Origin of the sequence: Mesorhizobium sp. M1322 (assembly GCF_040318085.1) — a bacterium.
GTDB lineage: Bacteria > Pseudomonadota > Alphaproteobacteria > Rhizobiales > Rhizobiaceae > Mesorhizobium.
This window is the reverse complement of record NZ_JAMYLP010000005.1, coordinates 14,049-35,660: the sequence shown is the minus strand read 5'-3', so window position 1 is coordinate 35,660 and position 21,612 is coordinate 14,049. Positions and strand designations below refer to the sequence as shown.

Annotated in this window: 22 protein-coding genes; 17 read left to right on the top strand and 5 right to left on the bottom strand. The window is 62.5% G+C overall.

All coding sequences use genetic code 11. From position 1 onward, the window contains the following. Positions 1-6: 6 nt before the first annotated feature. Entirely contained in the window at positions 7-1,416 is a 1,410-nt protein-coding gene (gene leuC / locus NKH12_RS03205; RefSeq protein WP_352951861.1) for a 3-isopropylmalate dehydratase large subunit, read from the top strand. Between the two features lie 69 nt (positions 1,417-1,485). On the opposite strand, the gene NKH12_RS03200 is transcribed toward leuC, so the two are convergent. Beyond that, entirely contained in the window at positions 1,486-1,797 is a 312-nt protein-coding gene (locus NKH12_RS03200; RefSeq protein WP_352951860.1) for a hypothetical protein, read from the bottom strand. A gap of 177 nt (positions 1,798-1,974) precedes the next feature. On the opposite strand from NKH12_RS03200, the gene NKH12_RS03195 reads away from it, so the two are divergent. Both NKH12_RS03195 and NKH12_RS03190 read left to right on the top strand, forming a co-directional pair. Beyond that, positions 1,975-3,171 carry a GGDEF domain-containing protein gene (locus tag NKH12_RS03195; RefSeq protein ID WP_352951859.1) on the top strand — a complete coding sequence of 399 codons (1,197 nt, stop codon included), beginning with the start codon at positions 1,975-1,977 and terminating at the stop codon, positions 3,169-3,171. Between the two features lie 77 nt (positions 3,172-3,248). Beyond that, positions 3,249-4,472, top strand: a complete 1,224-nt coding sequence (locus tag NKH12_RS03190) for a GGDEF domain-containing protein (protein WP_352951858.1) — start codon at positions 3,249-3,251, stop codon at positions 4,470-4,472. Here NKH12_RS03190 and NKH12_RS03185 read toward each other — a convergent pair. Next, positions 4,456-4,806: a hypothetical protein gene (locus NKH12_RS03185; protein ID WP_352951857.1), complete on the bottom strand. Its 351-nt coding sequence runs from the start codon at positions 4,804-4,806 to the stop codon at positions 4,456-4,458. The genes NKH12_RS03190 and NKH12_RS03185 overlap by 17 nt on opposite strands. Before the next feature lie 242 nt (positions 4,807-5,048). Here NKH12_RS03185 and NKH12_RS03180 point away from each other — a divergent pair, with 242 nt between their 5' ends. The 7 genes from NKH12_RS03180 to NKH12_RS03150 all read left to right on the top strand — a co-directional run bounded on the left by NKH12_RS03180 (position 5,049) and on the right by NKH12_RS03150 (position 10,853). Beyond that, entirely contained in the window at positions 5,049-5,384 is a 336-nt protein-coding gene (locus tag NKH12_RS03180; RefSeq protein WP_352951856.1) for a hypothetical protein, read from the top strand. A gap of 226 nt (positions 5,385-5,610) precedes the next feature. Then, positions 5,611-6,030, top strand: coding sequence for a succinate dehydrogenase, cytochrome b556 subunit (sdhC, locus tag NKH12_RS03175; RefSeq protein ID WP_065007244.1), 420 nt, complete (start codon positions 5,611-5,613; stop codon positions 6,028-6,030). Between the two features lie 23 nt (positions 6,031-6,053). Next, positions 6,054-6,428 (top strand): succinate dehydrogenase, hydrophobic membrane anchor protein, encoded by a 375-nt coding sequence (gene sdhD, locus NKH12_RS03170; RefSeq protein WP_210335001.1) that lies wholly within the window; start codon positions 6,054-6,056, stop codon positions 6,426-6,428. A 3-nt stretch (positions 6,429-6,431) separates the two neighbouring features. After that, a complete protein-coding gene (gene sdhA, locus NKH12_RS03165; protein ID WP_352951855.1) occupies positions 6,432-8,270 on the top strand; it encodes a succinate dehydrogenase flavoprotein subunit in 1,839 nt (612 codons plus the stop codon). 56 nt (positions 8,271-8,326) lie between these two features. Continuing rightward, positions 8,327-9,202 (top strand): hypothetical protein, encoded by an 876-nt coding sequence (locus NKH12_RS03160; RefSeq protein WP_352951854.1) that lies wholly within the window; start codon positions 8,327-8,329, stop codon positions 9,200-9,202. Next, positions 9,195-9,974, top strand: coding sequence for a succinate dehydrogenase iron-sulfur subunit (locus tag NKH12_RS03155; RefSeq protein ID WP_352951853.1), 780 nt, complete (start codon positions 9,195-9,197; stop codon positions 9,972-9,974). The genes NKH12_RS03160 and NKH12_RS03155 overlap by 8 nt, the downstream gene beginning before the upstream one ends. A 237-nt stretch (positions 9,975-10,211) precedes the next feature. Beyond that, positions 10,212-10,853, top strand: coding sequence for a YceH family protein (locus NKH12_RS03150; protein ID WP_352951852.1), 642 nt, complete (start codon positions 10,212-10,214; stop codon positions 10,851-10,853). Between the two features lie 295 nt (positions 10,854-11,148). On the opposite strand, the gene NKH12_RS03145 is transcribed toward NKH12_RS03150, so the two are convergent. Beyond that, on the bottom strand, positions 11,149-11,574 hold the full coding sequence (locus NKH12_RS03145; RefSeq protein ID WP_352951851.1) for an OsmC family protein: 426 nt from the start codon (positions 11,572-11,574) through the stop codon (positions 11,149-11,151). Positions 11,575-11,765: 191 nt separating this feature from the next. Here NKH12_RS03145 and NKH12_RS03140 point away from each other — a divergent pair, with 191 nt between their 5' ends. The 3 genes from NKH12_RS03140 to NKH12_RS03130 all read left to right on the top strand — a co-directional run bounded on the left by NKH12_RS03140 (position 11,766) and on the right by NKH12_RS03130 (position 12,975). Beyond that, entirely contained in the window at positions 11,766-11,978 is a 213-nt protein-coding gene (locus tag NKH12_RS03140) for a hypothetical protein (protein ID WP_352951850.1), read from the top strand. Positions 11,979-11,981: 3 nt separating this feature from the next. Then, positions 11,982-12,338, top strand: coding sequence for a YciI family protein (locus NKH12_RS03135; protein ID WP_352951849.1), 357 nt, complete (start codon positions 11,982-11,984; stop codon positions 12,336-12,338). A gap of 109 nt (positions 12,339-12,447) precedes the next feature. Beyond that, positions 12,448-12,975, top strand: a complete 528-nt coding sequence (locus NKH12_RS03130; protein WP_352951943.1) for a hypothetical protein — start codon at positions 12,448-12,450, stop codon at positions 12,973-12,975. A gap of 209 nt (positions 12,976-13,184) precedes the next feature. On the opposite strand, the gene NKH12_RS03125 is transcribed toward NKH12_RS03130, so the two are convergent. After that, positions 13,185-14,441: a ubiquinone biosynthesis hydroxylase gene (locus tag NKH12_RS03125; protein WP_352951848.1), complete on the bottom strand. Its 1,257-nt coding sequence runs from the start codon at positions 14,439-14,441 to the stop codon at positions 13,185-13,187. A gap of 94 nt (positions 14,442-14,535) precedes the next feature. Between NKH12_RS03125 and tesB the strand changes: the two genes are divergently transcribed. The 3 genes from tesB (at position 14,536) to NKH12_RS03110 (ending at position 17,428) form a co-directional block, all read left to right on the top strand. Further along, positions 14,536-15,411: an acyl-CoA thioesterase II gene (tesB, locus tag NKH12_RS03120; RefSeq protein WP_352951942.1), complete on the top strand. Its 876-nt coding sequence runs from the start codon at positions 14,536-14,538 to the stop codon at positions 15,409-15,411. A 219-nt stretch (positions 15,412-15,630) separates the two neighbouring features. Further along, on the top strand, positions 15,631-15,969 hold the full coding sequence (locus tag NKH12_RS03115; protein WP_023800571.1) for a P-II family nitrogen regulator: 339 nt from the start codon (positions 15,631-15,633) through the stop codon (positions 15,967-15,969). A gap of 31 nt (positions 15,970-16,000) precedes the next feature. Continuing rightward, the gene (locus tag NKH12_RS03110; RefSeq protein WP_352951847.1) at positions 16,001-17,428 is read left to right on the top strand and encodes an ammonium transporter; all 1,428 of its coding nucleotides are present in this window, start codon (positions 16,001-16,003) and stop codon (positions 17,426-17,428) included. Positions 17,429-17,867: 439 nt separating this feature from the next. On the opposite strand, the gene NKH12_RS03105 is transcribed toward NKH12_RS03110, so the two are convergent. After that, positions 17,868-18,521, bottom strand: coding sequence for a DUF6338 family protein (locus tag NKH12_RS03105; RefSeq protein ID WP_352951846.1), 654 nt, complete (start codon positions 18,519-18,521; stop codon positions 17,868-17,870). A 312-nt stretch (positions 18,522-18,833) separates the two neighbouring features. Here NKH12_RS03105 and NKH12_RS03100 point away from each other — a divergent pair, with 312 nt between their 5' ends. Continuing rightward, positions 18,834-21,488, top strand: coding sequence for an FtsK/SpoIIIE family DNA translocase (locus NKH12_RS03100; RefSeq protein WP_352951845.1), 2,655 nt, complete (start codon positions 18,834-18,836; stop codon positions 21,486-21,488). Positions 21,489-21,612 lie beyond the last annotated feature (124 nt).

Here is a 21,612-nt window from a genome sequence, read left to right as displayed (position 1 = left end):
ACGCACATGAGCGCACCGCGCACCCTCTACGACAAGATTTTCGACGACCATGTCGTCGACCGCCAGGACGACGGCACCTGCCTGCTCTATATCGACCGTCACCTCGTCCATGAAGTGACCAGCCCGCAGGCTTTCGAAGGCCTGCGCATGACCGGCAGAAAAGTCCGGCATCCGGAAAAGACGCTGGCCGTGGTCGATCACAATGTGTCGACCTCGCCGGAGCGCAAGTTCGGCATCAAGAACGAGGAAAGCCGCATCCAGGTCGAGGCGCTGGCCAAGAACGCCAAGGATTTTGGCGTCGAATATTATTCCGAGAAAGATATCCGCCAGGGCATCGTCCATATCATCGGTCCCGAACAGGGGTTTACGCTGCCCGGCATGACCATCGTCTGCGGCGACAGCCACACCTCGACGCATGGCGCTTTCGGCGCGTTGGCGCACGGCATCGGCACGTCTGAGGTTGAGCATGTGCTGGCCACGCAGACGCTGATCCAGCGCAAGGCCAAGAACATGCTGGTGCGCGTCGACGGCGTGCTGCCGGAAGGCGTCACCGCCAAGGACATCATTTTGGCGATCATTGGCGAGATCGGCACTGCCGGCGGCACCGGCTATGTCATCGAATATGCCGGCGAAGCGATCCGCGCGCTGTCGATGGAAGGCCGCATGACGATCTGCAACATGTCGATCGAGGGCGGCGCCCGGGCCGGTCTGATCGCGCCTGACGAGACGACCTTCGCCTATGTCAAGGACAAGCCGCGCGCGCCGAGGGGCGAGGCGTGGGATGCCGCGCTCGCCTACTGGAAGACGCTGCAGTCCGACGAAGGCGCGCATTTCGACAAGGTGGTCGTGCTCGACGCGGCCAAATTGCCGCCAATCGTCTCCTGGGGCTCTTCGCCCGAGGACGTCGTCTCGGTCCAGGGCATCGTGCCGAACCCGGACGATATCGCTGATGAGAACAAGCGCACGTCCAAGCAGCGCGCGCTCGACTATATGGGCCTGAAGCCGGGCACCAAGATCACCGATATAGCGCTCGACCGCGTCTTCATCGGCTCCTGCACCAACGGCCGCATCGAGGATCTGCGCGCCGCCGCCAAGGTGATCGAGGGCAGACAGGTCAATCCGCGGGTCAGTGCGATGATCGTGCCCGGCTCCGGCCTGGTCAAGGAACAGGCGGAGGCCGAAGGCCTCGACAAGATCTTTATCGCCGCCGGCTTCGACTGGCGCGAGCCGGGCTGCTCGATGTGCCTTGCCATGAATGACGATCGGCTGAAGCCGCATGAGCGCTGCGCCTCGACCTCGAATCGCAATTTCGAGGGCCGTCAGGGCTTCAAGGGCCGCACCCATCTGGTGTCGCCGGCCATGGCGGCGGCGGCGGCGATCGCCGGCCATTTCGTCGACATCCGCGAGTGGAAATAACTCAGGGCTGCCACAGTCCGTATATAAAGATATACCAGAACCCGAACCGCTATGCGGTTCGGGTTTTCTTCACCCCGGGCGTCTCACGATCTCATGGAATTGCTCACGCCGGCCGGGTTGCTCTGCGGCGACCACCAGAGCCAGCTGCCGTTCGTCGAACAGCTTAAACCATTCGTCCCATTCGACCAGTTCGTAGCCGCCGGCGTTGACCGGGCGTTCGGCCTCATCCAGGTCCTGATAGGCATGCTGGCCGAAGACCAGCCTCAGCATAGCTTGGGTCCCTGCTTCGGGCGACACGTCGACGATTGCTGGAAATCCAGCGCGCGCCGCGGCCCATGAGCGAATTGCCTCGTGGTCGGTCAGCATGATCGTATCGGCCATGAAAGCGTCTCCTCTTGGCTGCTGCCGGAAAACGCCGGCCGCGGTTTCAAGTTCCGTGCAGCAGCTTCATTGGCGGCCTTGCGCATATTCGACTTTGCTTAACTGCTTGGGCTTAACCGCTTGTTTGGGCTTCCGCTCTAGGTTCTTGCCTGACGGAAGCGTGGGGGTCACGGTCCTTTGGACACCGGTCTGCTGGTAGGGTTGCTCAACCCGACGATCGCGCTTGCGCTCGGCGCGGTGTTTCTCGTGCTGTGGTTCTATCAGCGTCACCGCCCCTATCTGGCCGTGCTCGCCGCCAGCTACTGGCTTTCGGCGGCCGGTTTCCTGTTGCAGTATTTCACGCTGCCCATCGGCATGGCGCCGACCAAGCTGCTCTCCAACCTCTGCTTCACCATCGCCGCCTGTGGCCTCGCCGGCGCGATCGTGACGCGTTATGGACGGCGCGTGCCCTTTGTCGCGATCGGCGTCCTGGCAAGCGGCGGCCTGGCCGCTTTTTGCTGGTTCATGTTCATCCAGCCGGACCTCACCTGGCGAATCCTGGCGATGAATTTCGCTTTCGGCGGCTTCAGCCTGGTTGTTGCCGCCGAACTGCGTGTGGTGCGCGACAAGGGCCCGACGGAAATGATCCTGTTCGTGCTGTCGCTGCTTTCCGGGTTTAACTTCTTCGTGCGCACCCTCGTTATCGTCATCGCGCATGGACCTTACCAAAGCTATGACGGGTTCTATGCCTCGTCCTACTGGACGACGGCGCTGCTGTCGCATGCGCTGCTGTCGTTGCTCATCGCGCTTTGCCTGTTCTGCGCGGCTGCACTCGACGTGATGAAAGCGCTGAAGGCCGAGGCGTACACCGACCCGCTGTCGGGCCTGCTCAACCGCCGCGGTTTCGAGGAGCGCGCCACGCTCCTCCTGCAGCACTGCGCCAGCGCCAAACTGCCGGTCGCGCTGGTGCTCGCCGACCTTGATCATTTCAAGGCGCTCAACGATCTGCATGGGCATGCGGCGGGCGATCGCGTGATCGCCGACTTCGCCGCCAAGCTTCTATCGACTGCCGGCACCAGCGGCGTCGCCGGCCGCATCGGTGGCGAGGAGTTCGCCGTGCTTTTGCCGCTGAGCGACCTTGGCGCGGCAAGGCTGTTTGCCGAAGCCATTCGCACGCTCTATTCGGCAGGCAGCGTCGACGGGCTTCCGTTCGGCACAAGAGTGACCGCGAGCTTCGGCGTGGCCGCCCGCACCGGCGAGGAAGGGCTGGAGCCGCTGATGCGCCGCGCCGACGAGGCGCTTTACAAAGCCAAGAGGAACGGCCGCGACAGCGTGCAGCTATCCCATGAACGGTCGGAAACGGTGCTCGTTGTGGAACGCTCAAAGCCCGGCTGATCATCCCGCTCCGGGTCCACGTTAACGTCTTTTTCGCCCGTTCATGATTTGCTGGCGCAGGGAGTGCGAAAAACCACATGGGCGGCGGCGCAGAGTTCATCCTTGCAATCAACCTGCTTGTCGCCGGCCTGCTCGCGGCTGCCTTCATGACCATCTCGTTCAACGATGTGGCGCGCGCGCCGGCGCGCTGGCTGGTGTTCGGTTATCTGCTCGGGATGGCCTATTTCGCCATCGAGTTCATTATTCCGGTCTTCGACAATGCGCGACCGGCAGTCGTCGCGGGTTTCGCCGTTTTCCTGGGCGCCACCATCACCTTCAATGGCGGGCTTGCCTATAAATACGGCGTGGCGCCGCGCTGGGCGCCGATGCTCGTCTTCCTGTTTGCGGCTACCGTGGCGGTGTATTTCGTGCAGGACCTGCCGCGCCAGTCGCTTGCCCGCATGATGGCCTACCAGCTTCCCTATGCGGCCATGCAGTTCGTCGGCCTCGGCATCGTCTGGTCGTCCAGGCAAAGACGCGACTGGCTCGACCATGCGTTGATGGCCGTTCTGGCGGCCAGCGCCCTGCAATTCGTGAGCAAGCCGTTCATCGCCCATGCGTTGGGCGGCTGGGGTGTCAATCCGCAGGCATATCTGCACAGCAACTACGCTCTGGTGTCGCAATCGCTTGGCACGGTGTTCGGCCTGACAATCGCGCTTCTCATTCTCGTCATCCTGGTCCGCGACGTGCTCGCCGAAGCGACGTCGAAGTCGGAGACGGACACGCTATCGAGGCTGCTCAACCGCGGCGGCTTCAAACGTCATGCCGAGCTCGCGATGCGTGACGCCGTGCGCAGGGGTATTCCGGTCGCCCTGGTCATCGCCGACCTCGATCATTTCAAGAGCATCAACGACAGTTTCGGCCACGCATCCGGCGACCGGGTCATCGAAGCCTTTGCCGGGTTCCTGCGTGATGCGGCTGCCGATCATCACGTCGCCGGCCGCATCGGTGGTGAGGAATTCGCTATCATCCTGCCGGGAACCAACCTCGCCGCCGCGCGGCTCTTCGCCGAAGGGACGCGCAGCGCCTTCGGGGCCTTGCCGATCGACTGTCTGCCGGCGCACCATCGTTGCACCGCCAGCTTCGGCGTTGCCGAGCTTCACCCGGCCGAAGGGTTTTCCGACCTGCTGCGGCGCGCCGACGAAGCGCTCTATCAGGCGAAGGGCAGCGGACGTGATTGCGTGCGCATCTCGATAGGGTCAATCGCCTCCCGGCAGACGGCTATTGCCAACGCCGGGCCGAAGATCAGCGGCAGGGGCTGAGTTCGGGCATCTCGCCGTCGGAGAGCCCGTACATATAACTGCGGCCCTTCACGAAAACCGGCGGCCTGTAGCAGTCGCGGCTGCTGACGTCATCCGCGTCGTTTTCATAGATTTTGGGCTGGCCGGCGCCGGTGTAGTCCGACAGTTCCTTGGCCAGATTGCCCTCGCCAACGAGGATGCGCTTGTAGCCGGCGGCGCTTTCGATGACGAGATTGCCAAAGGAATCGGCGTAGACGCGGTCGCGCGTCCCGGCGAGTGCCGGTGCTGCGAAGCCGACGGCCACCGCCACCAGGATGAGCGCCGGAAGGCGCGATCTGCCTGAATTCGAACGCATGGCGTCCCCCATTTGTCAGAGGCGAGTCTTCCTCGAATCATAAATTAACCTTTTATTAACCTTTGTTAAGAGGCTAGGCCTGCTGGCAGCTAGGTCTCGGCAAACATGGTTAATATCCGGCGCTTGAAAGGCTGCGCCATCTTTCGGCCATGCTTGCCCGCACCATCGCGGCCGGCGCCAAGCGCGACGTCGAGTGATCTTGGCCAAGCATCGCGGCTGGATCGAGCGTAGGGAGGCAGCATATGGCGTTTGGCCGGACCTTTCGGGTGACGCTTGCGCTTTTACCGTTGCTGATCACCGTTGCCTGCGTGTCGCAGACCAATGCGCCGGCCGCCGCGACCGATTCACCGCAGCCGCGCACCGCGACTTACACTTGCGCCGATGGCGCCAGGATCACCATCGAAAACCTCGGCACCTCGGTGCGCGTGCTTGGCCCGGACGGCGCCAGTGAGGACCTGCCGGCCTCGCCCGCCAATCAAAGCAGCCGCTTCGGCGCGGCGCATGACGCAATCGTGATCGACGGACGCGACGCGCTGGTGATGAAGGGCGGGAAGACGCCGCTGACCTGTAAGCGTTAATCAGTTTTACCGCACTGCAGCGAACATTGCGCCGGCTTTGGCTTGCGCCCTAATCGATTGAAGCGAAACACCGCCCTTTTGTCAGACTAAATTACGTTTTCGAAACGATTTTCCGGCTTTGACGCGGTGCAAAAAGCGCATTAGAAACCGGCTGTCCGAAGTCGCAACCGGAAGCGGTAACGCCGCATTTCCCCTGGGGCTCCAGAGACGCCGAACTGGGGGAGCCATGAGCAAATCACCAGCCACCCGCGAATTTGCCAGACGTGAACGGCCGCTTTCGCCGCATCTGACCGTCTATAGACCGCCGATCACGATGACGATGTCGATCATCCATCGCATCACCGGTGGGGCGCTTTATTTCGGCACGCTGCTGGTCGCGCTGTGGCTGATGGCGGCGGCGAGCTCGCAATCCACCTTCGATGCCGTCAACTGGGCCTTCGGCTCGTGGCTGGGGCGGCTGGTGCTGTTCTTCTATACCTGGGCGCTGATGCACCACATGCTGGGCGGCGTGCGCCATCTGATCTGGGACACCGGCGCAGGTCTTGAGAAGGACACGGCCTCGAGGATCGCCTGGGCGACGCTGGCCGGCTCGATTGTACTGACGCTGCTGATCTGGATCGCCGGCTACATGGCGCGGGGAGCCTGATCGTGAGCCACCACAACACCGACATGCGCACGCCGCTGGCGAAAGTCCGCGGCCTCGGCTCCGCCCGCGAGGGTACGGAGCATTTCTGGCGCCAGCGCCTGACGGCGATCGCCAACATCCCGCTGATCCTGTTCTTCGTCGGCTTCCTGATCGCGCTGAATGGCGCCGGCTATGCAGAAGTGCGCGCCGCACTTGCCAACCCGTTCGTGGCGCTGGTCCTGGCCCTGGTGCTCTTGTCCGGGCTCTACCATATGCGGCTCGGCATGCAGGCGATCATCGAGGACTATGTGCATGGCGAGGGCATGAGGCTGGCGCTGCTCGCGCTCAACACATTCTTTCCCGTAGTGGTCGGCGTCGCCTCGATCTTCGCCCTGCTCAAACTGGCATTTGGAGGCTGAGTTTTGGCCAAGGACGCGAAAAACGCCAACACGGCGTCCGCCTTTACCTATGTCGACCATAAATTCGACGTGGTGGTCGTCGGCGCCGGCGGCGCCGGCTTGCGCGCCACGCTCGGCATGGCCGAACAGGGCCTGCGCACCGCCTGCATCACCAAGGTTTTTCCGACACGGTCGCACACTGTCGCCGCTCAGGGCGGCATCGCCGCTTCGCTGTCCAATATGGGCCCCGACTCCTGGCAGTGGCACATGTACGATACCGTGAAAGGATCGGACTGGCTCGGCGACGTCGACGCCATGGAATATCTGGTGCGCGAAGCACCTGCCGCCGTCTACGAGCTCGAGCATTACGGCGTGCCGTTCTCGCGCACCGAAGAGGGCAAGATCTACCAGCGGCCGTTCGGCGGCCACATGATGAATTTCGGCGAGGGACCGCCGGTGCAGCGCACCTGTGCGGCCGCCGACCGCACCGGCCACGCCATCCTGCATACGCTCTACGGCCAGTCGCTGAAGAACAACGCACAGTTCTTCATCGAGTATTTCGCGCTCGACCTGATCATGGAGCCGGACGGCACCTGCACCGGCGTCGTCGCCTGGAATCTCGACGACGGCACCATCCACCGCTTCTCGGCAAAAATGGTGGTGCTGGCGACGGGCGGCTATGGCCGCGCCTATTTCTCGGCGACCTCGGCGCACACCTGCACCGGCGACGGCGGCGGCATGGCGGCGCGGGCCGGGCTGCCGCTGCAGGATATGGAGTTCGTGCAGTTCCACCCGACCGGCATCTATGGCGCCGGCTGCCTGATCACCGAGGGCGCGCGCGGCGAGGGCGGCTATCTCGTCAACTCCGAGGGCGAGCGCTTCATGGAGCGCTACGCGCCATCAGCCAAGGACCTGGCCTCGCGCGACGTGGTCTCGCGCTGCATGACGCTGGAGATCCGCGAGGGGCGCGGCGTCGGCAAGAACAAGGACCATATTTTTCTCCACCTCGACCACCTCGATCCGGCCGTTTTGCACGAGAGACTTCCGGGGATTTCGGAGTCGGCAAAAATCTTTGCCGGCGTCGACCTGACCAAGGAGCCGATCCCGGTGCTGCCGACGGTCCACTACAATATGGGCGGTGTGCCGACCAATTACTGGGGCGAGGTGCTCAACCCCAGCGCCTTGAACCCTGACCAGGTGTCGCCCGGGCTGATGGCGGCCGGCGAAGCCGGCTGCGCCTCCGTCCATGGCGCCAACCGGCTGGGCTCCAACTCGCTGATCGATCTGGTGGTGTTCGGCCGCGCGGCGGCGATCCGGGCAGGCCAGGTGATCGACCGCAACGCCGCGATCCCGTCGCCCAACGAAGCCTCGGTCGAGAAGATCATGGACCGCTTCGACCGGCTGCGGCATGCCAACGGCTCGACGCCGACTGCCGTGCTGCGCGAAAAGATGCAGAAGGCGATGCAGGACGATGCGGCGGTGTTCCGCACGCAGGAATCGCTGGAAAGCGGCTGCAAGCGCATTTCGCAGATCTGGGGCGAGCTCAAGGATGTAAAAGTGTTCGACCGCTCGATGATCTGGAATTCCGACCTGGTCGAGACACTGGAGCTGGAAAACCTGATGGCCAACGCCATCACCACCGTCTATGGCGCCGAGGCGCGCAAGGAGAGCCGCGGCGCGCATGCGCGGGAAGATTTTTCGGCGCGCGACGATGCGAACTGGCGCAAGCATACGCTGGCCCGGCTCAGCGAAGATGGCGAGGTGACACTCAGCTACCGGCCGGTGCACACCGAACCGCTGCTTAGCGAAGCAGACGGCGGCATCAACCTGGCCAAGATCGCGCCGAAGGCCAGGGTGTACTGAGGGCCATGCGCTCGGTCGCCAACTCATCGAAGGTAAGGGACGCTTTCCCTCTATACATGCGCGACGAGTTGGAAGTTCCGGTCAATAGGAAGGGGTTTGTAATCGGGGTCAACAAGGACTATCCGGCCCGATTGCGAGAGATGGTTAGCGCAGCTGCGCTTACGTATCAGTTGCAAAACTCGTCCATCGACTACGTACGAAGGACCTACTTCAAGGGTATTTCGTATGACGAAGATACGGGAGGTGAGCTGCGTATTGATCGCAACTGCAAACATTCTTGCGACACTCTATATGCTGCCGCAGACGTCTTCCTTAAGACGTATCCATCCTTTCTCCGCAGAGAGCCGACCGTTGGGGAGTGGATAGGCGATCTAACACTGGTACGTGTCGAATATAGCTTCGAACGCGCCTTCGCTGAGGCCGACAAAGGTGCGCTATACGAGTGTGTCGCGATTGGTAGGATGATCTTGGAGCAGGTATGTTGGGTGTATTGTGTTCGATCGCTCAACGACGTTGACGCAATAGCCCTGAAAAGCGCCACAAAAAGCGTAGGTGAGGCCAGTAGGGTCTTTCCAATTGTGGGACGCCTTTATGGCTGGCTAAGCGACCATGCCCATTGGGCGTATTCCGCACATTTAAAAGCAATCACACATAAGGAAGATCAGTCCGCCGCTATGCTCGCCTTGAGCCAATTTAAGGCCATTGCTTACGCGATGCTGCTGGCGTTGTCTGAAGTTTACCTCAGAATTGTTGACTCGATTGCGAAATCCCATCGAAATAGAACGTTAACAGCAACACGTTCAGTTTGGTTTGAAGCTGCTCGCCAGTTTAAACCCCAACTATTGCTTACGCAGATCGTTCGCCTATCAGACAAATCGACTGATGTGGTCAGCTTGCGAAAAATATTAAAGGACCAGCCGCGACATGGTTGAACTGACGCTCCCCAGGAACTCGAAGATCAAGGCCGGGAAAACCTGGCCGAAACCGGAGAATGCTACCAATCTGCGCGAATACCGCATCTACCGCTGGTCGCCGGACGATGACGAGAACCCGCGCATGGACACTTATTTCGTCGACATGGACGATTGCGGGCCGATGGTGCTCGATGCGCTGCTCTGGATCAAGAACAAGATCGACCCGACGCTGACCTTGCGCCGCTCCTGCCGCGAAGGCATTTGCGGCTCCTGCGCCATGAATATCGACGGTTCCAACACGCTCGCCTGCACCAAGGGCTGCGACGACATTTCCGGCGCGATCAAGGTCTATCCGCTGCCGCATATGCAGGTGGTCAAGGATCTGGTGCCCGACCTCACCAATTTCTACGCCCAGCACGCCTCGATCGAGCCGTGGCTGAAAACTGTGTCGCCCGAGCCGGCCAAGGAATGGCTGCAGAGCCATGAGGACCGCGAAAAGCTCGACGGGCTCTACGAGTGCATCCTTTGCGCCTGCTGTTCGACTTCCTGTCCGAGCTACTGGTGGAACGGCGACCGCTATCTCGGGCCGGCGACACTGCTTCAGGCCTATCGCTGGCTGATCGATTCCCGGGACGAGGCCACGGGCGAACGGCTCGACAATCTGGAAGACCCGTTCCGGCTCTATCGCTGCCACACCATCATGAACTGCGCCCAGACCTGCCCCAAAGGGCTCAACCCGGCCAAGGCGATCGCCGAGATCAAGAAGATGATGGTGGAGAGAAGGGTGTAGCGGCGGACGGGTGCCGTCGAGATCGTTCCATCCGAAGCGATCCTTCGCGCCCCCCTCTGTCCTGCCGGACATCTCCCCCACGAGGGGGGAGATCGGCCGTCACGTCGGCATGCGCCAATCGTAGGCGTTGCGGAGTGAGCAGAGCGCTGAAGCCGCCAATCTCCCCCCAAGTGGGGGAGATGTCCGGCAGGACAGAGGGGGGCGCTGTCCCGCCAGCTCTAAAAGGATAGCCGACCTATGACCGACTCCGAACTGCCCATCCTGTCTCCCGTCGAAGCGCGCGTGCTCGGTTGCCTGATCGAAAAGAAGGAACTGACGCCCGATATCTACCCGCTGACGCTCAATGCGGCACTTGCCGCCGCCAACCAGAAGACGGCGCGCGAGCCGGTGATGTCGGTCGAGCTTGTCGAGGTAAGACGAGCGCTTGGCCAACTTGAGCACAAGGGTCTGGTCAGGCAGGTCTTTGCCTCGCGTGTCGAGCGCTATGAGCATATCGTCGCGCAGCGCTTTTCGCTGACCTCGGCGCAGATTGCGCTGCTCGGGCTGCTGTTGCTGCGCGGTCCGCAAACCGCCTATGAATTGCTGGCGCGGAGCGAGCGCATGGCGCGGTTGCCCTCCATCGACGAGCTTCGCAGCAATCTCGACCTGTTGATCGGCCGCAAGCCGCCGCTCGTCCAGCAGATCGATCGTGGACCCGGCCAACGTGAGGACCGCTATGTGCATCTCTTGAGCGGGCCGGTGCAGACGACGGCGGTGGCTGCAACGCCACTGCAATCGCCGTCACCGGCCTCGGACCTCGAAGCGCGCGTGCAGGCTCTCAAGGAAGAGCTTGCACAGTTGCGCGCACGCATCGACGCGCTGACCGGCGAAGGAAGCTAACGACCTTTCGAGAGGACAGCTCTCCAGGAACCTTGTTCGCCGTCACTCTCGATCGGTAGACGCTGCCCCTCACCCGCCTGCCGGCGACCTCTCCCCGTATAGTGACGGGGAGAGGGACGCTCATCGACAGTTTTCGCCAATTATCCGCGTTGCAGGAAGGGTGCCGCGGCGGCGGCCGGCTTTTTTCTTCCCGTCACTATACGGGGAGAAATGCCCGGCAGGGCAATGAGGGGCGGAGCCGGCTTTCAAAAATTGATGGCCTCCACGTCGCAATCGGCTATACGCGGAAGCTCTCTCAGCCGAGCTTAGCGTCGAGCGAAACCTTGATGGCGCCGAGCGCCTTCGAGACCGGACACCCGGCCTTGGCCTGTTCGGCCAGCTCCTGGAATTTCGCTGCATCGATGCCCGGCACCTTGCCGACCAGCGTGAGCGCGCTGCCGGTGATGCCGGTGCCTGGAACCAGCGTCACCACGGCCTTGGCCTTGAGTTCGGTGGCGGGGGTGCCGTTCTCGGCCAGGACATGCGAAAGCTGCATGGCAAAGCAGCCGGCATGCGCCGCTGCGATCAGTTCCTCCGGATTGGTGCCGGATTTGCCGCTCTCGTCCTCGAAGCGCATCTTGAACGAGTAAGGCGTCCCTTTCAGAGTCCCGCTCTGGGTGTCGAGCGTGCCCTTGCCCTCTTTCAGATTGCCTTTCCAGACGGCGTTTGCGGTGCGGTCCATGAATTCCTCCTTGATGCGGTGGCTGAGCCGGGTTCGGCGTCTGATCGACTATAGCGCGCGCGGGCACGAAGGCCACCCGTGCTTTCGCGCCAATGGCCACGCAAAAAAATCCGCGTGCAAAAATGTCGACTTCCATCTGCCTCGGCCGTCCTGCGGACGGCCACGGGTTTCGTGGCCGGATGGAGGATCACATGAATGATTTGTTTTCTGCCCACTGGAGAGACACCGGCCGAAAGGCTGCTGAACAAGAAGCCGACTGGTTGCATCGCCCACCCTCCGGTTTCGGTCGACTGCTTGCGGCGGTCGCCATCATCGGGGTTGCGGTGTCCCTTGTCGATCACGCGGCGGTCAAAAGCCCGGCTGGGACCCTGGTTGCCAACGGTTCGACCCAACAAGGAAGATGAGAGATGAAATACGTTTGCCTGGTCTACGGTGAGGAAAAAGACCTCTATGCAATGAGCCCGGAGAGGTTGGCCAAGCTCGACGCCGACTCGCTGGCCTATGACAAATCGGTGGAGCAAAGCGGTCGGCTGATCATCGCGCAGGCGCTGCAGTCGGTGAAGACCGCGAAAACCCTGCGCCGGCGCAAGGGCAAGAGGCTGATCACCGATGGCCCTTTCGCCGAGACCAAGGAGCAATTGCTCGGCTTTGTCATGATCGAGGCCGGGGATATCGACGAGGCGCTGGAGATTGCCGGCGGCGTTCCGCTGGCCGAAATCGGCACGATCGAGGTCAGGGCGATCTACAACGTGCCGGGGTCCTAGATAGAAGCCAACCTGACGGAACGCCCGGATTCTTCGCCGGGCGCAACTTTTGCGCGTTGATGCGAAACGCCACTTCTCTTATCCTCACCAAGGTTTGGGGGAATTCGGCATGCCTTTCCTGATTGCTGTACTTGGCCTGTTGGGAGCGGCGGCGTTCTGGTGGTATCGGATGAAGGCAATGAACGATGCGGCACGCGAGGTCGCGGACGTCGTCGGGCGTGTGCAAGGGAACATACGCCGCAAGCGACTGCGCAAGCAGGCGGCGCTCTCGCCGCTGACGGCGATCGACGATCCGGTGGTGGCGGCGGCGACGCTGATCACCGCCATTGTTTCTGAGAACGGCCCTGTCCTGCCGCAGCGCGAAGCCGCGATTCGGTCGCTGATTTCGGAGATCGCGGACGACAAGAAGACCGCGGAGGCCGTGGTCTACGCCAAATGGGCGGCGTCACAGGTCGACGATGCCACGATCGTCATCGACAAGCTGGCGCCGTTCCTGCGCGAATGTCTGGATGTGACTGAGCGAAACGATTTGCTGCAGATGGTGAACCGCGCGGCGCAGGCTGGCGAGCAACCCCTGAAGATATCCGACCAGCGGATACTGCGGCTGCGCCAGAAGCTCGGCTTTGAGGTCAACTAGTTCCGTGACACGGAAGGAGCGCTGGGGCGGAGCAAGGAGCGAAGCGACGCCGCGCAGACCCCATGCCGTGACCTTAAGGCGTCGCGACGGTGCAGAATTCTGCTCCGCTGTATTCTCCGGCTGAGGTCACGGCATGGATCCTTGGGTCTTCGCTCCGCTTCGCGTCACTCCGCCCAAGGATGACGAAGTTGGGCACGCCGCTGAGCTGCTCAGATCGCCTCGCCCTTGAGCAGCTTCGGCGTGTCGCCGGACAGACCGGACGCTTGGCGGATAAAAAAATCCTTCAGCCGCGGCAGGCGTTCGACGAGGCCGAGGCCGATGTCGCGGACGGCGCGCAGCGGGCCGATGTCGTTGGAAAACAGCCGGTTCAGGACATCGGTGGTGATGCCCATCTGCAGCGTATCGAAGCGCCGCCACTGCTGGTAGCGTTCGAGCACGTCGAGCGCGCCGATATCCTGGCCGAGCCGGTCGGCCTCGACCACCACTTCGGCCAATGCCGCCACATCCTTGAAGCCGAGATTGAGGCCCTGGCCGGCGATCGGGTGGATGCCGTGGGCCGCGTCGCCGGCGAGTGCGATGCGCGGCGCGACAAAGGCGCGGGCAAGCGTCAGGCCGAGCGGCCAAGCGCGCGGCCTGTCGGCGACGTGTATTTCGCCGAGCTTCAGGCCAAACCGCTGTTCGAGCTCGTGCTCGAAGACGAGGTCGTCGCCGTCGACCAGTTTTTCGGCATCTTCCGACCGCTCGACCCAGACGATCGACGAGCGGTTGGTCCCGTCCTTGTCAGGCTGGAGCGGCAGCGTGGCGAACGGGCCGGCTGGCAGAAATTGCTCTTCGGCGCGGCCGTTGTGCGGCCGTTCATGCGCCACGGTGCAGACGATGCCGGACTGGCCGTACTCCCATTTCACCGTCTTGATGCCGGCCATGTCGCGCAGCTTCGAGTTGACGCCGTCGGCGGCGATCAGCAGCCGCGCCTTCAGCGTCGCGCCGTCGACAAGATGCACGGTGATGCCGGCGCCGTTCACGTCGAAGGCACTGACGGCGACCCCTTCGATGATGTCGATGCCGAGTGTTTCAGCGCGCCGGCGCAAGGCGCCGTTCAAATCGCGGTTTGCGACCATGTGCGCAAAGGCTTCGCCGGGCGCGACCTCGCCATCGAAAGTGAGAAACACCGGGCGCATCGGATCGGAAGCGCGCGAATCGGTGACGATCATTTCGGTGATCGGCTGCGCCTCGGGCGCGATTTCGGCCCAGATGCCGAGCTGGTCGAGCATGCGGCAAGCGGCAGCGGCGATGGCCGAAGCGCGGCCGTCCTTTTGCCAGGCGCCGGCGGGCGCGGCGTCGACGACAGCGACCGCCAGGCTCGGCCGCGCCTGTTTCAGCGATACGGCGGCGGCAAGGCCGACATAGCCGGCGCCGGCGACCAGAATATCGAGCGAGGTTTTTGCATCCGCCTTGCGATCCACCATGGCAAATTCCTTTCCGGCCAAATTCCTTTCCGGCCTTGACTGCCCGCCATTCCTGTCGGAAACCGCCATAACACTTGCAGTGAGGGCGCGAAACATGACGGCGGCCATGGACGAGCTTCTCGGCATTCTCGACCTCGAGCAGCTGGAACACAACCTGTACCGAGGTCGCAGCCCCAAACTCGACTGGCAGCGTGTCTTCGGCGGCCAGACCATCGCCCAGGCGCTGGTCGCAGCCCAGCGAACGGTGGAGCCCGAACGCCACGTGCATTCGCTGCACGGCTATTTCATGCGGCCCGGCGACACCAAGGTGCCGATCATCTATCAGGTCGACCGCATCCGCGACGGCGGCTCCTTCACCACGCGCCGTGTCGTGGCTGTCCAGCACGGCCAGGCGATCTTTTCGCTGGAAGCCTCGTTCCAGCAGGACGAGATCGGGCTCGAGCATCAGGTGCCGATGCCGCAGGACGTGCCGGCGCCCGACACATTGCTGTCGCAGCGCGAATTGATCGGCAAGTTCGGCGCGGCCGTGCCCGACGGCATCAGGCGCTACTGGGAGCGTGACCGGCCGATCGAAATGAAGCCGGTGATGCTGGAGCATTACACCAGCCGGGAAAAGCTGGAGCCAAAGCAGAACATCTGGATCCGCACGACCGGCCCGGTTCCGGCCGATCGCGCCACGCAGGCGGCAGTGCTTGCCTATCTTTCCGACATGACGCTGCTCGATACCTCGACCTTTGCGCATGGCCGCGCAATTTTCGATAGCGACATCCAAGCGGCGAGCCTCGATCACGCGATGTGGTTCCACCGGAGCCATCCGCTCGACGACTGGATGCTCTACACGCAGGATAGCCCGTCGACGCAAGGGTCGCGGGGGTTCACTCGCGGGTCGCTGTTTGCCCGCGACGGCACGCTGATCGCCTCGGTTGCCCAGGAAGGCCTGATCAGGTTGAAGCGGCAGCCCGCCGAATAGGCAATTTTGCAAAATTGCCTATTTTTTAATCAGATGCGCTGCCGCGACTATGAACAGTCAGCCGACAAAACTTCCCCAACTCCTTATTTAACAGCAGCTTAACACCCTGCTTCGGCAACTGGCACGGAGCTTGAATCCTAGCGGGCACTCTCCGGCTCTCATGGGGATCGGCGACGTCGTACAAACGCGGGGGACCGCAACAGCAAAGGGTGAAACCTTATGAAAATCGTGATGGCAATCATCAAGCCGTTCAAGCTCGACGAGGTGCGCGAAGCGCTCACCGCAGTCGGCATCCAGGGCCTGACCGTCACCGAAGTCAAAGGCTACGGGCGGCAGAAGGGACACACGGAAATCTATCGCGGGGCGGAATACGCGGTCAGCTTCCTGCCGAAGATCAAGATCGAAGTCGCGGTCGGCCTGGACATGGTCGACAAGGCCGTCGAAGCCATCACCGCGGCGGCCAAGACCGGTCAGATCGGCGACGGCAAGATCTTCGTTTTCGGCATCGACCAGGCGGTGCGCATTCGCACCGGCGAAACAGACACCGACGCGCTTTGAGCTGCGGACACGTATCCCAATGGAGAGTTCAATGAATATTCCTTCTACTTTGAAGTCGGCGGCGCGCACGGCGCTGCTGGGCTCGCTCGCTATCGCAGCACTGGGCACGGTCGCCGCATTCGCGCAGGAAGCGGCGCCAGCCGTCCCGGCAGCGCCAGCGGCACCGGCCTTTACCGTCGACAAGGGTGACACGACGTGGATGATGATTTCCACCATCCTGGTGCTGTTGATGACCATTCCCGGCCTTGCGCTTTTCTACGGCGGCCTGGTTCGCGCCAAGAACATGCTGTCGGTGCTGATGCAGGTTTTCACCATCACCAGCGTGGTCATGATCGTCTGGGTTTTCTACGGCTACAGTCTTGCCTTCACCCCCGGCAATGCCTTCATCGGCGGTCTTTCCAAGATGTTTCTTGCCGGCGTCGACGTGACGACGGTGTCGGAAACCTTCACCAAGGGCGTCGCCATTCCCGAGCTGGTGTTCGTCATCTTCCAGATGAGCTTCGCCTGCATCACGCCCGCCCTGATCGTCGGCGCCTTCGCCGAACGCGTCAAGTTTTCGGCCGTGATCCTTTTCACCATCCTCTGGGTCACATTCGTCTATTTCCCGATCGCGCATATGGTCTGGTTCTGGGGCGGCCCGAGCGCTTATAGCGATCCGTCGGGGCTCATCTTCGGCTTCGGCGCCATCGACTTCGCCGGCGGCACCGTCGTTCACATCAATGCGGGCATCGCCGGCCTTGTCGGCGCGCTCATGATCGGCAAGCGCATCGGCTACAACAAGGACATCATGGCACCGCACTCGATGACGCTGACCATGGTCGGTGCTTCGCTGCTGTGGGTTGGCTGGTTCGGCTTCAACGCCGGCTCGAACCTCGAAGCCAACGCCTACGCGGTGCTGGCCATGGTCAACACCTTCGTCGCCACAGCGGCGGCGGCAGTGACCTGGATCGTGCTCGAAACGCTGCTGCGCGGCAAGGCGTCCATGCTTGGCGCGGTTTCGGGCGCTGTTACCGGCCTTGTCGCCGTCACACCCGCTGCCGGCTTTGCCGGACCGATGGGCGCCATCGTGCTCGGCATCGTCGCCACCTGCGTCTGCTACTTCTTCGTTTCGGTCGTGAAGAACAAGTTCGGCTACGACGACAGCCTCGATGTCTTCGGCATCCACTGTATCGGCGGCATCATCGGCGCGCTCGGCACCGGCATCCTAGTCAACCCCGCCCTCGGCGGCGCCGGCATCGTCGATTATTCGACAGCCGACTTCGCCGCCGGCTATGCCGGCACGGCGACCCAGCTGTGGTCGCAGTTCAAGGGTGTCCTGGTAACCGTCCTGTGGTCGGGCATCGGCAGCGCCATCCTCTACAAGATCGTCGATATGATCGTAGGCTTGCGCCCGACAGCCGATGCAGAGCGTGAAGGGCTCGACCTCACCGCGCATGGCGAAGCGGCCTATCATCCGTAAGTCTTGTCGGGGCGGCCTCGGCCGCCCCGCATCCTCCCATCCCGTCGTGACGCTCCTGAAAAGGGCTCACGCATTGAGGCCCGGACCATTCCGGGCCTCTTTTTTTGCGCGCAGATCGCCGTTGTGGCTCGATCACAATCGCTGATCAGGCGGTTGATCGGCCGGCAATGCGAAACGTCGGCCGCAGCGGTCCCTAGGAAACCATTTATGGATACCGAAAACATCTGTCTGGGAGCGCTTGCTCTGCCATGAGCGCGCCCCTCACTTTTTCTGCCAACCAGATGCACTAGTGGCCGGTCTCTTGGGATTCGTAGGTGTAGGCGGGGCAGGGCGATCCACGCCGCGCGGCGGTGGCGGGTTTATACCCCCTTTGCGCTCATACCCTTCTTCGAGTTTGATTGCGTAACCACGGCTCTCCGAGTTCTTTGGTGGTGACGGTCTATTTGACATTGTCGGTGACCTCCGGGCGCGTCGGTTGAATGGGGAACTCAATGTGCAGTCCCTCTGGCTCTCTGGCTATATATAGTCTCGGAGGCGACGATATCAGGTTGCCTTCGAAATCGTAAACATCGACTTCGGAAAGTACCAGCTCGCGAAGTTTTTCGGTTTCCGAGAAAACCAGTACCCAGCCGGAATAGACGACTTTGTTCGCGAAATCGCGAATGTGCACAAACTGAACATCGGCAGAGTTCGAATTGAACGTGAATTCCCAAACGTCCTCGTCGCCGTATCGCTTCGTCGCTCGAATTCCTTGAAGTATGCGGGTCAGGATTTTGTAATTGACGGCGTAAAGCCAAATGATCGACGCAGAAAACCCGACTAATATCGCCCAGAGGGTCTGGATCACCATGCCCCGGGTGAGGACGTTTTTGTCTGCTGCGTTAGCAAGGTCAATCATTTCAAAAGGGGCATTTAGCAGCAAGAACAACACGTACGTCGCGGCATACGAGGTAAGGCCAAACAAGATCACGCGAATGCCGAACTCGAATTGTGATTGATCTCTTTTATTGCCGTAGGCGGCGTCGATCCTTGCCCAAAGAACGCCCGGCAGCAGCAAGATAGCAAGCTGAATAAAAAACAGACTTGGCGTCATTGTCAGTCTTTACGATGTTTTGAGGCAACAGCAGATGCTTAAACGCCTATCACCTCGCGAGCGGTTCGAACAGCTTGACTCGATCTTTGATCCGTTGCTGCGCGCCGCGTATATCAAGGCGATTTAGGACGATCAGAAAATGTCAGCTCCGGGACGGACACGACTGACCCACAGCTCAACCCCGGCAACCGCCTTAATCAATTCAACCCCTTATAGTTAATGCTGCCTTAACCTTCCCGCCGATAGTCTGGAGCCCGAATCTGCCGGGCTGCGCGCACGCTGTCGGCCAGGCAATAACAGACGGGGAAGAACATGCGTTCAGGGGCTTCAGCACCGCTCGCGCTGGCCGATACGGGGTACGGCATCCGGGCGTTCGCGCGGCGTCAGGTCGGCCGGCTGGTCGGCGCCGGCCTGTTTGCGCTGGTCGCCTTCGGTATCGCCAGCCTCGCCACCTGGAACGTCGCCGACCCAAGCTTCTCCCACGCCACCGATAACATCGTCACCAACGCCATGGGCTATGTGGGCGCTGTCTTCTCCGACCTTGCCATGCAGTTCTTCGGCCTTGCTGCCGTCGCGGCGCTGGTGCCGGCGGTGGTCTGGGGATTTCTGCTGTTTTCTGCGCGCGGCGTCGACAGGCTGCCGAAGCGCGGGCTCGCCTGGTTTGGCTACGCGGTGCTTGCCGCGGCCATCGCCGGCTGCGGGGTGCCGCCCAAGACCTGGCCGCTGCCGACCGGTCTCGGCGGCGTGTTCGGCGACATGGTGCTCAAGATTCCCGGCCTCGTCGTCGGCGGCTACCCGACGGGCCTCATCGCCAGCGTGCTCGCCGTGCTTCTCGCCGCGCCGGCACTGTGGCTGTTTGCCTACGGCTCGGCGCTGATTGCACGCCAGAACGGTTTCGCCGTCCTGGAGCAACCGGCCGCGCCCGATCCTCGGGACCAGGACGACCTGCTTTTCGACAATGACGAGGACGAGGGCGACGAGGGCATTCTGGCACTTGGCGCGATCACGCATTGGTGGCTGTCGTTGCGCGCCTATCTCCGCCGTCGCGCTGCGCGCCGCCGGGAGCGCGACGATTTCGAACCGGAGATGGAACCGCGCGCCAGCGCCTGGCGGCGCGCTGCCGAGCGGGTCGAATCGGCCGAATTCGCGGAAGCGCGGATGAGCCCTGATGGCCGCGCCCGCGTCGAGCCGGAATTCTTCGCCGCCATGGTCAACGACCGCAGCGCCTCGCTCGATCCCGACGACGCCGATGTTTTTGACGATGACGACGACATGGACTTTGCGCCGGAGCCCGTAGGCCAGCGCAGCACTGCGCCCAATGCGAAGGTGCAGCCGTTCCGCTCCGATGCGGCCACCCGCGTCGCGGCGCCGGCGCCCCGGCCCGTTCCGGGCGCCCGTGTCCAGCGCGAAGCCCAGACCTCGCTGATCGGCTCCGAACAATTCGAAATGCCATCGCTGCATTTCCTGTCCGAGCCGAAGAACGTCGTGCGCGACGCCAGCCTCTCCAAGGACGCGCTGGAACAGAATGCCCGTCTGCTCGAGGGCGTGCTGGAGGATTTCGGCGTCAAGGGCGAGATCATCCATGTCCGCCCCGGCCCGGTCGTCACGCTCTATGAGCTGGAACCGGCGCCCGGCATCAAATCGTCGCGGGTCATCGGCCTGTCCGACGACATCGCCCGCTCGATGAGCGCCATCGCCTGCCGCGTCGCCGTGGTGCCCGGCCGCAACGCCATCGGCATCGAGCTACCGAACGCCAAGCGCGAGACCGTCTATCTCAGGGAGATCATGGCCAGCCGCGATTTCGAGACCACCAAGGCCAAGCTGGCGCTGGCCCTCGGCAAGACCATCAACGGCGAGGCGGTCATCGTCGACATCGCCAAGATGCCGCATGTGCTGGTCGCCGGCACCACCGGTTCGGGCAAGTCGGTCGCCATCAACACCATGATCCTGTCGCTGCTCTACCGGCTGACGCCGCAGGACTGCCGGCTGATCATGATCGACCCGAAAATGCTGGAGCTCTCGGTCTATGACGGCATCCCGCATCTTCTGACGCCTGTCGTCACCGACCCGAAGAAGGCGGTGGTGGCGCTGAAATGGACCGTGCGCGAGATGGAGGACCGCTACCGCAAGATGTCCAAGGTCGGCGTCCGCAACATCGACGGTTTCAACGCGCGGGTGCAGCAGGCGGAGAAGAAAGGCGAGAAAATCTCGCGCACCGTGCAGACCGGCTTCGACCGCCAGACCGGCGAAGCGATCTACGAGACGGAAAACCTCGATCTCGAGCCGATGCCCTACATCGTCGTCATCATCGACGAGATGGCCGATTTGATGATGGTCGCCGGCAAGGACATCGAAGGCGCGGTGCAGCGCCTTGCGCAGATGGCGCGTGCCGCCGGCATCCACGTCATCATGGCGACGCAGCGACCGTCGGTCGACGTCATCACCGGCACGATCAAGGCCAACTTCCCGACCCGCATTTCCTTCCAGGTGACGTCGAAGATCGACAGCCGCACCATCCTGGGCGAGCAGGGCGCCGAACAGCTGCTTGGCATGGGCGACATGCTCTACATGGCCGGCGGTGGCCGCATCCAGCGCGTACACGGCCCCTTCGTTTCCGACGACGAGGTCGAGAAAATCGTCGCGCATCTGAAGCTGCAGGGCGTGCCGGAATATCTCGATGCCATTACCGAGGATGACGACGAGGACGACGACGAGCCGCCGGGCAAGGGTGGTTCGGGCGGCGGCGGCGGCAATTTCGAGGATTCCGACGATCCCTACGACCAGGCGGTTGCGGTGGTGCTGCGCGACGGCAAGGCCTCGACCAGCTACATCCAGCGCCGGCTCGGCATCGGCTACAACCGCGCCGCCTCGATCATCGAGAAGATGGAGAAGGAAGGCATTGTCGGCCCGGCCAACCATGCCGGAAAACGCGAGATTCTGGTGCCGACGGAAGACGACAAGTTCTGATCCGACCGGCAGGACCCGATAGGATTTTCGCCGCTGCAACCTGGCCGCGGCAACTTTGAACCTTCTGGCGCGTTGGCAACGACCAAGCGCTGTTCGGCCGCCAAACTTAAGCCCAACTGGAGGG

Coding starts and splice junctions, on each gene's coding strand:
- leuC (WP_352951861.1), top strand. CDS start 7: ATGAGCGCACCGCGCACCCTCTACGACAAGATTTTCGACGACCATGTC.
- NKH12_RS03200 (WP_352951860.1), bottom strand. CDS start 1,797: ATGGCCGATACGATCATGCTGACCGACCACGAGGCAATTCGCTCATGG.
- NKH12_RS03190 (WP_352951858.1), top strand. CDS start 3,249: ATGGGCGGCGGCGCAGAGTTCATCCTTGCAATCAACCTGCTTGTCGCC.
- NKH12_RS03185 (WP_352951857.1), bottom strand. CDS start 4,806: ATGCGTTCGAATTCAGGCAGATCGCGCCTTCCGGCGCTCATCCTGGTG.
- NKH12_RS03180 (WP_352951856.1), top strand. CDS start 5,049: ATGGCGTTTGGCCGGACCTTTCGGGTGACGCTTGCGCTTTTACCGTTG.
- sdhC (WP_065007244.1), top strand. CDS start 5,611: ATGAGCAAATCACCAGCCACCCGCGAATTTGCCAGACGTGAACGGCCG.
- sdhD (WP_210335001.1), top strand. CDS start 6,054: ATGCGCACGCCGCTGGCGAAAGTCCGCGGCCTCGGCTCCGCCCGCGAG.
- NKH12_RS03160 (WP_352951854.1), top strand. CDS start 8,327: ATGCGCGACGAGTTGGAAGTTCCGGTCAATAGGAAGGGGTTTGTAATC.
- NKH12_RS03155 (WP_352951853.1), top strand. CDS start 9,195: ATGGTTGAACTGACGCTCCCCAGGAACTCGAAGATCAAGGCCGGGAAA.
- NKH12_RS03150 (WP_352951852.1), top strand. CDS start 10,212: ATGACCGACTCCGAACTGCCCATCCTGTCTCCCGTCGAAGCGCGCGTG.
- NKH12_RS03145 (WP_352951851.1), bottom strand. CDS start 11,574: ATGGACCGCACCGCAAACGCCGTCTGGAAAGGCAATCTGAAAGAGGGC.
- NKH12_RS03140 (WP_352951850.1), top strand. CDS start 11,766: ATGAATGATTTGTTTTCTGCCCACTGGAGAGACACCGGCCGAAAGGCT.
- NKH12_RS03135 (WP_352951849.1), top strand. CDS start 11,982: ATGAAATACGTTTGCCTGGTCTACGGTGAGGAAAAAGACCTCTATGCA.
- NKH12_RS03130 (WP_352951943.1), top strand. CDS start 12,448: ATGCCTTTCCTGATTGCTGTACTTGGCCTGTTGGGAGCGGCGGCGTTC.
- NKH12_RS03125 (WP_352951848.1), bottom strand. CDS start 14,441: ATGGTGGATCGCAAGGCGGATGCAAAAACCTCGCTCGATATTCTGGTC.
- tesB (WP_352951942.1), top strand. CDS start 14,536: ATGACGGCGGCCATGGACGAGCTTCTCGGCATTCTCGACCTCGAGCAG.
- NKH12_RS03115 (WP_023800571.1), top strand. CDS start 15,631: ATGAAAATCGTGATGGCAATCATCAAGCCGTTCAAGCTCGACGAGGTG.
- NKH12_RS03110 (WP_352951847.1), top strand. CDS start 16,001: ATGAATATTCCTTCTACTTTGAAGTCGGCGGCGCGCACGGCGCTGCTG.
- NKH12_RS03105 (WP_352951846.1), bottom strand. CDS start 18,521: ATGACGCCAAGTCTGTTTTTTATTCAGCTTGCTATCTTGCTGCTGCCG.
- NKH12_RS03100 (WP_352951845.1), top strand. CDS start 18,834: ATGCGTTCAGGGGCTTCAGCACCGCTCGCGCTGGCCGATACGGGGTAC.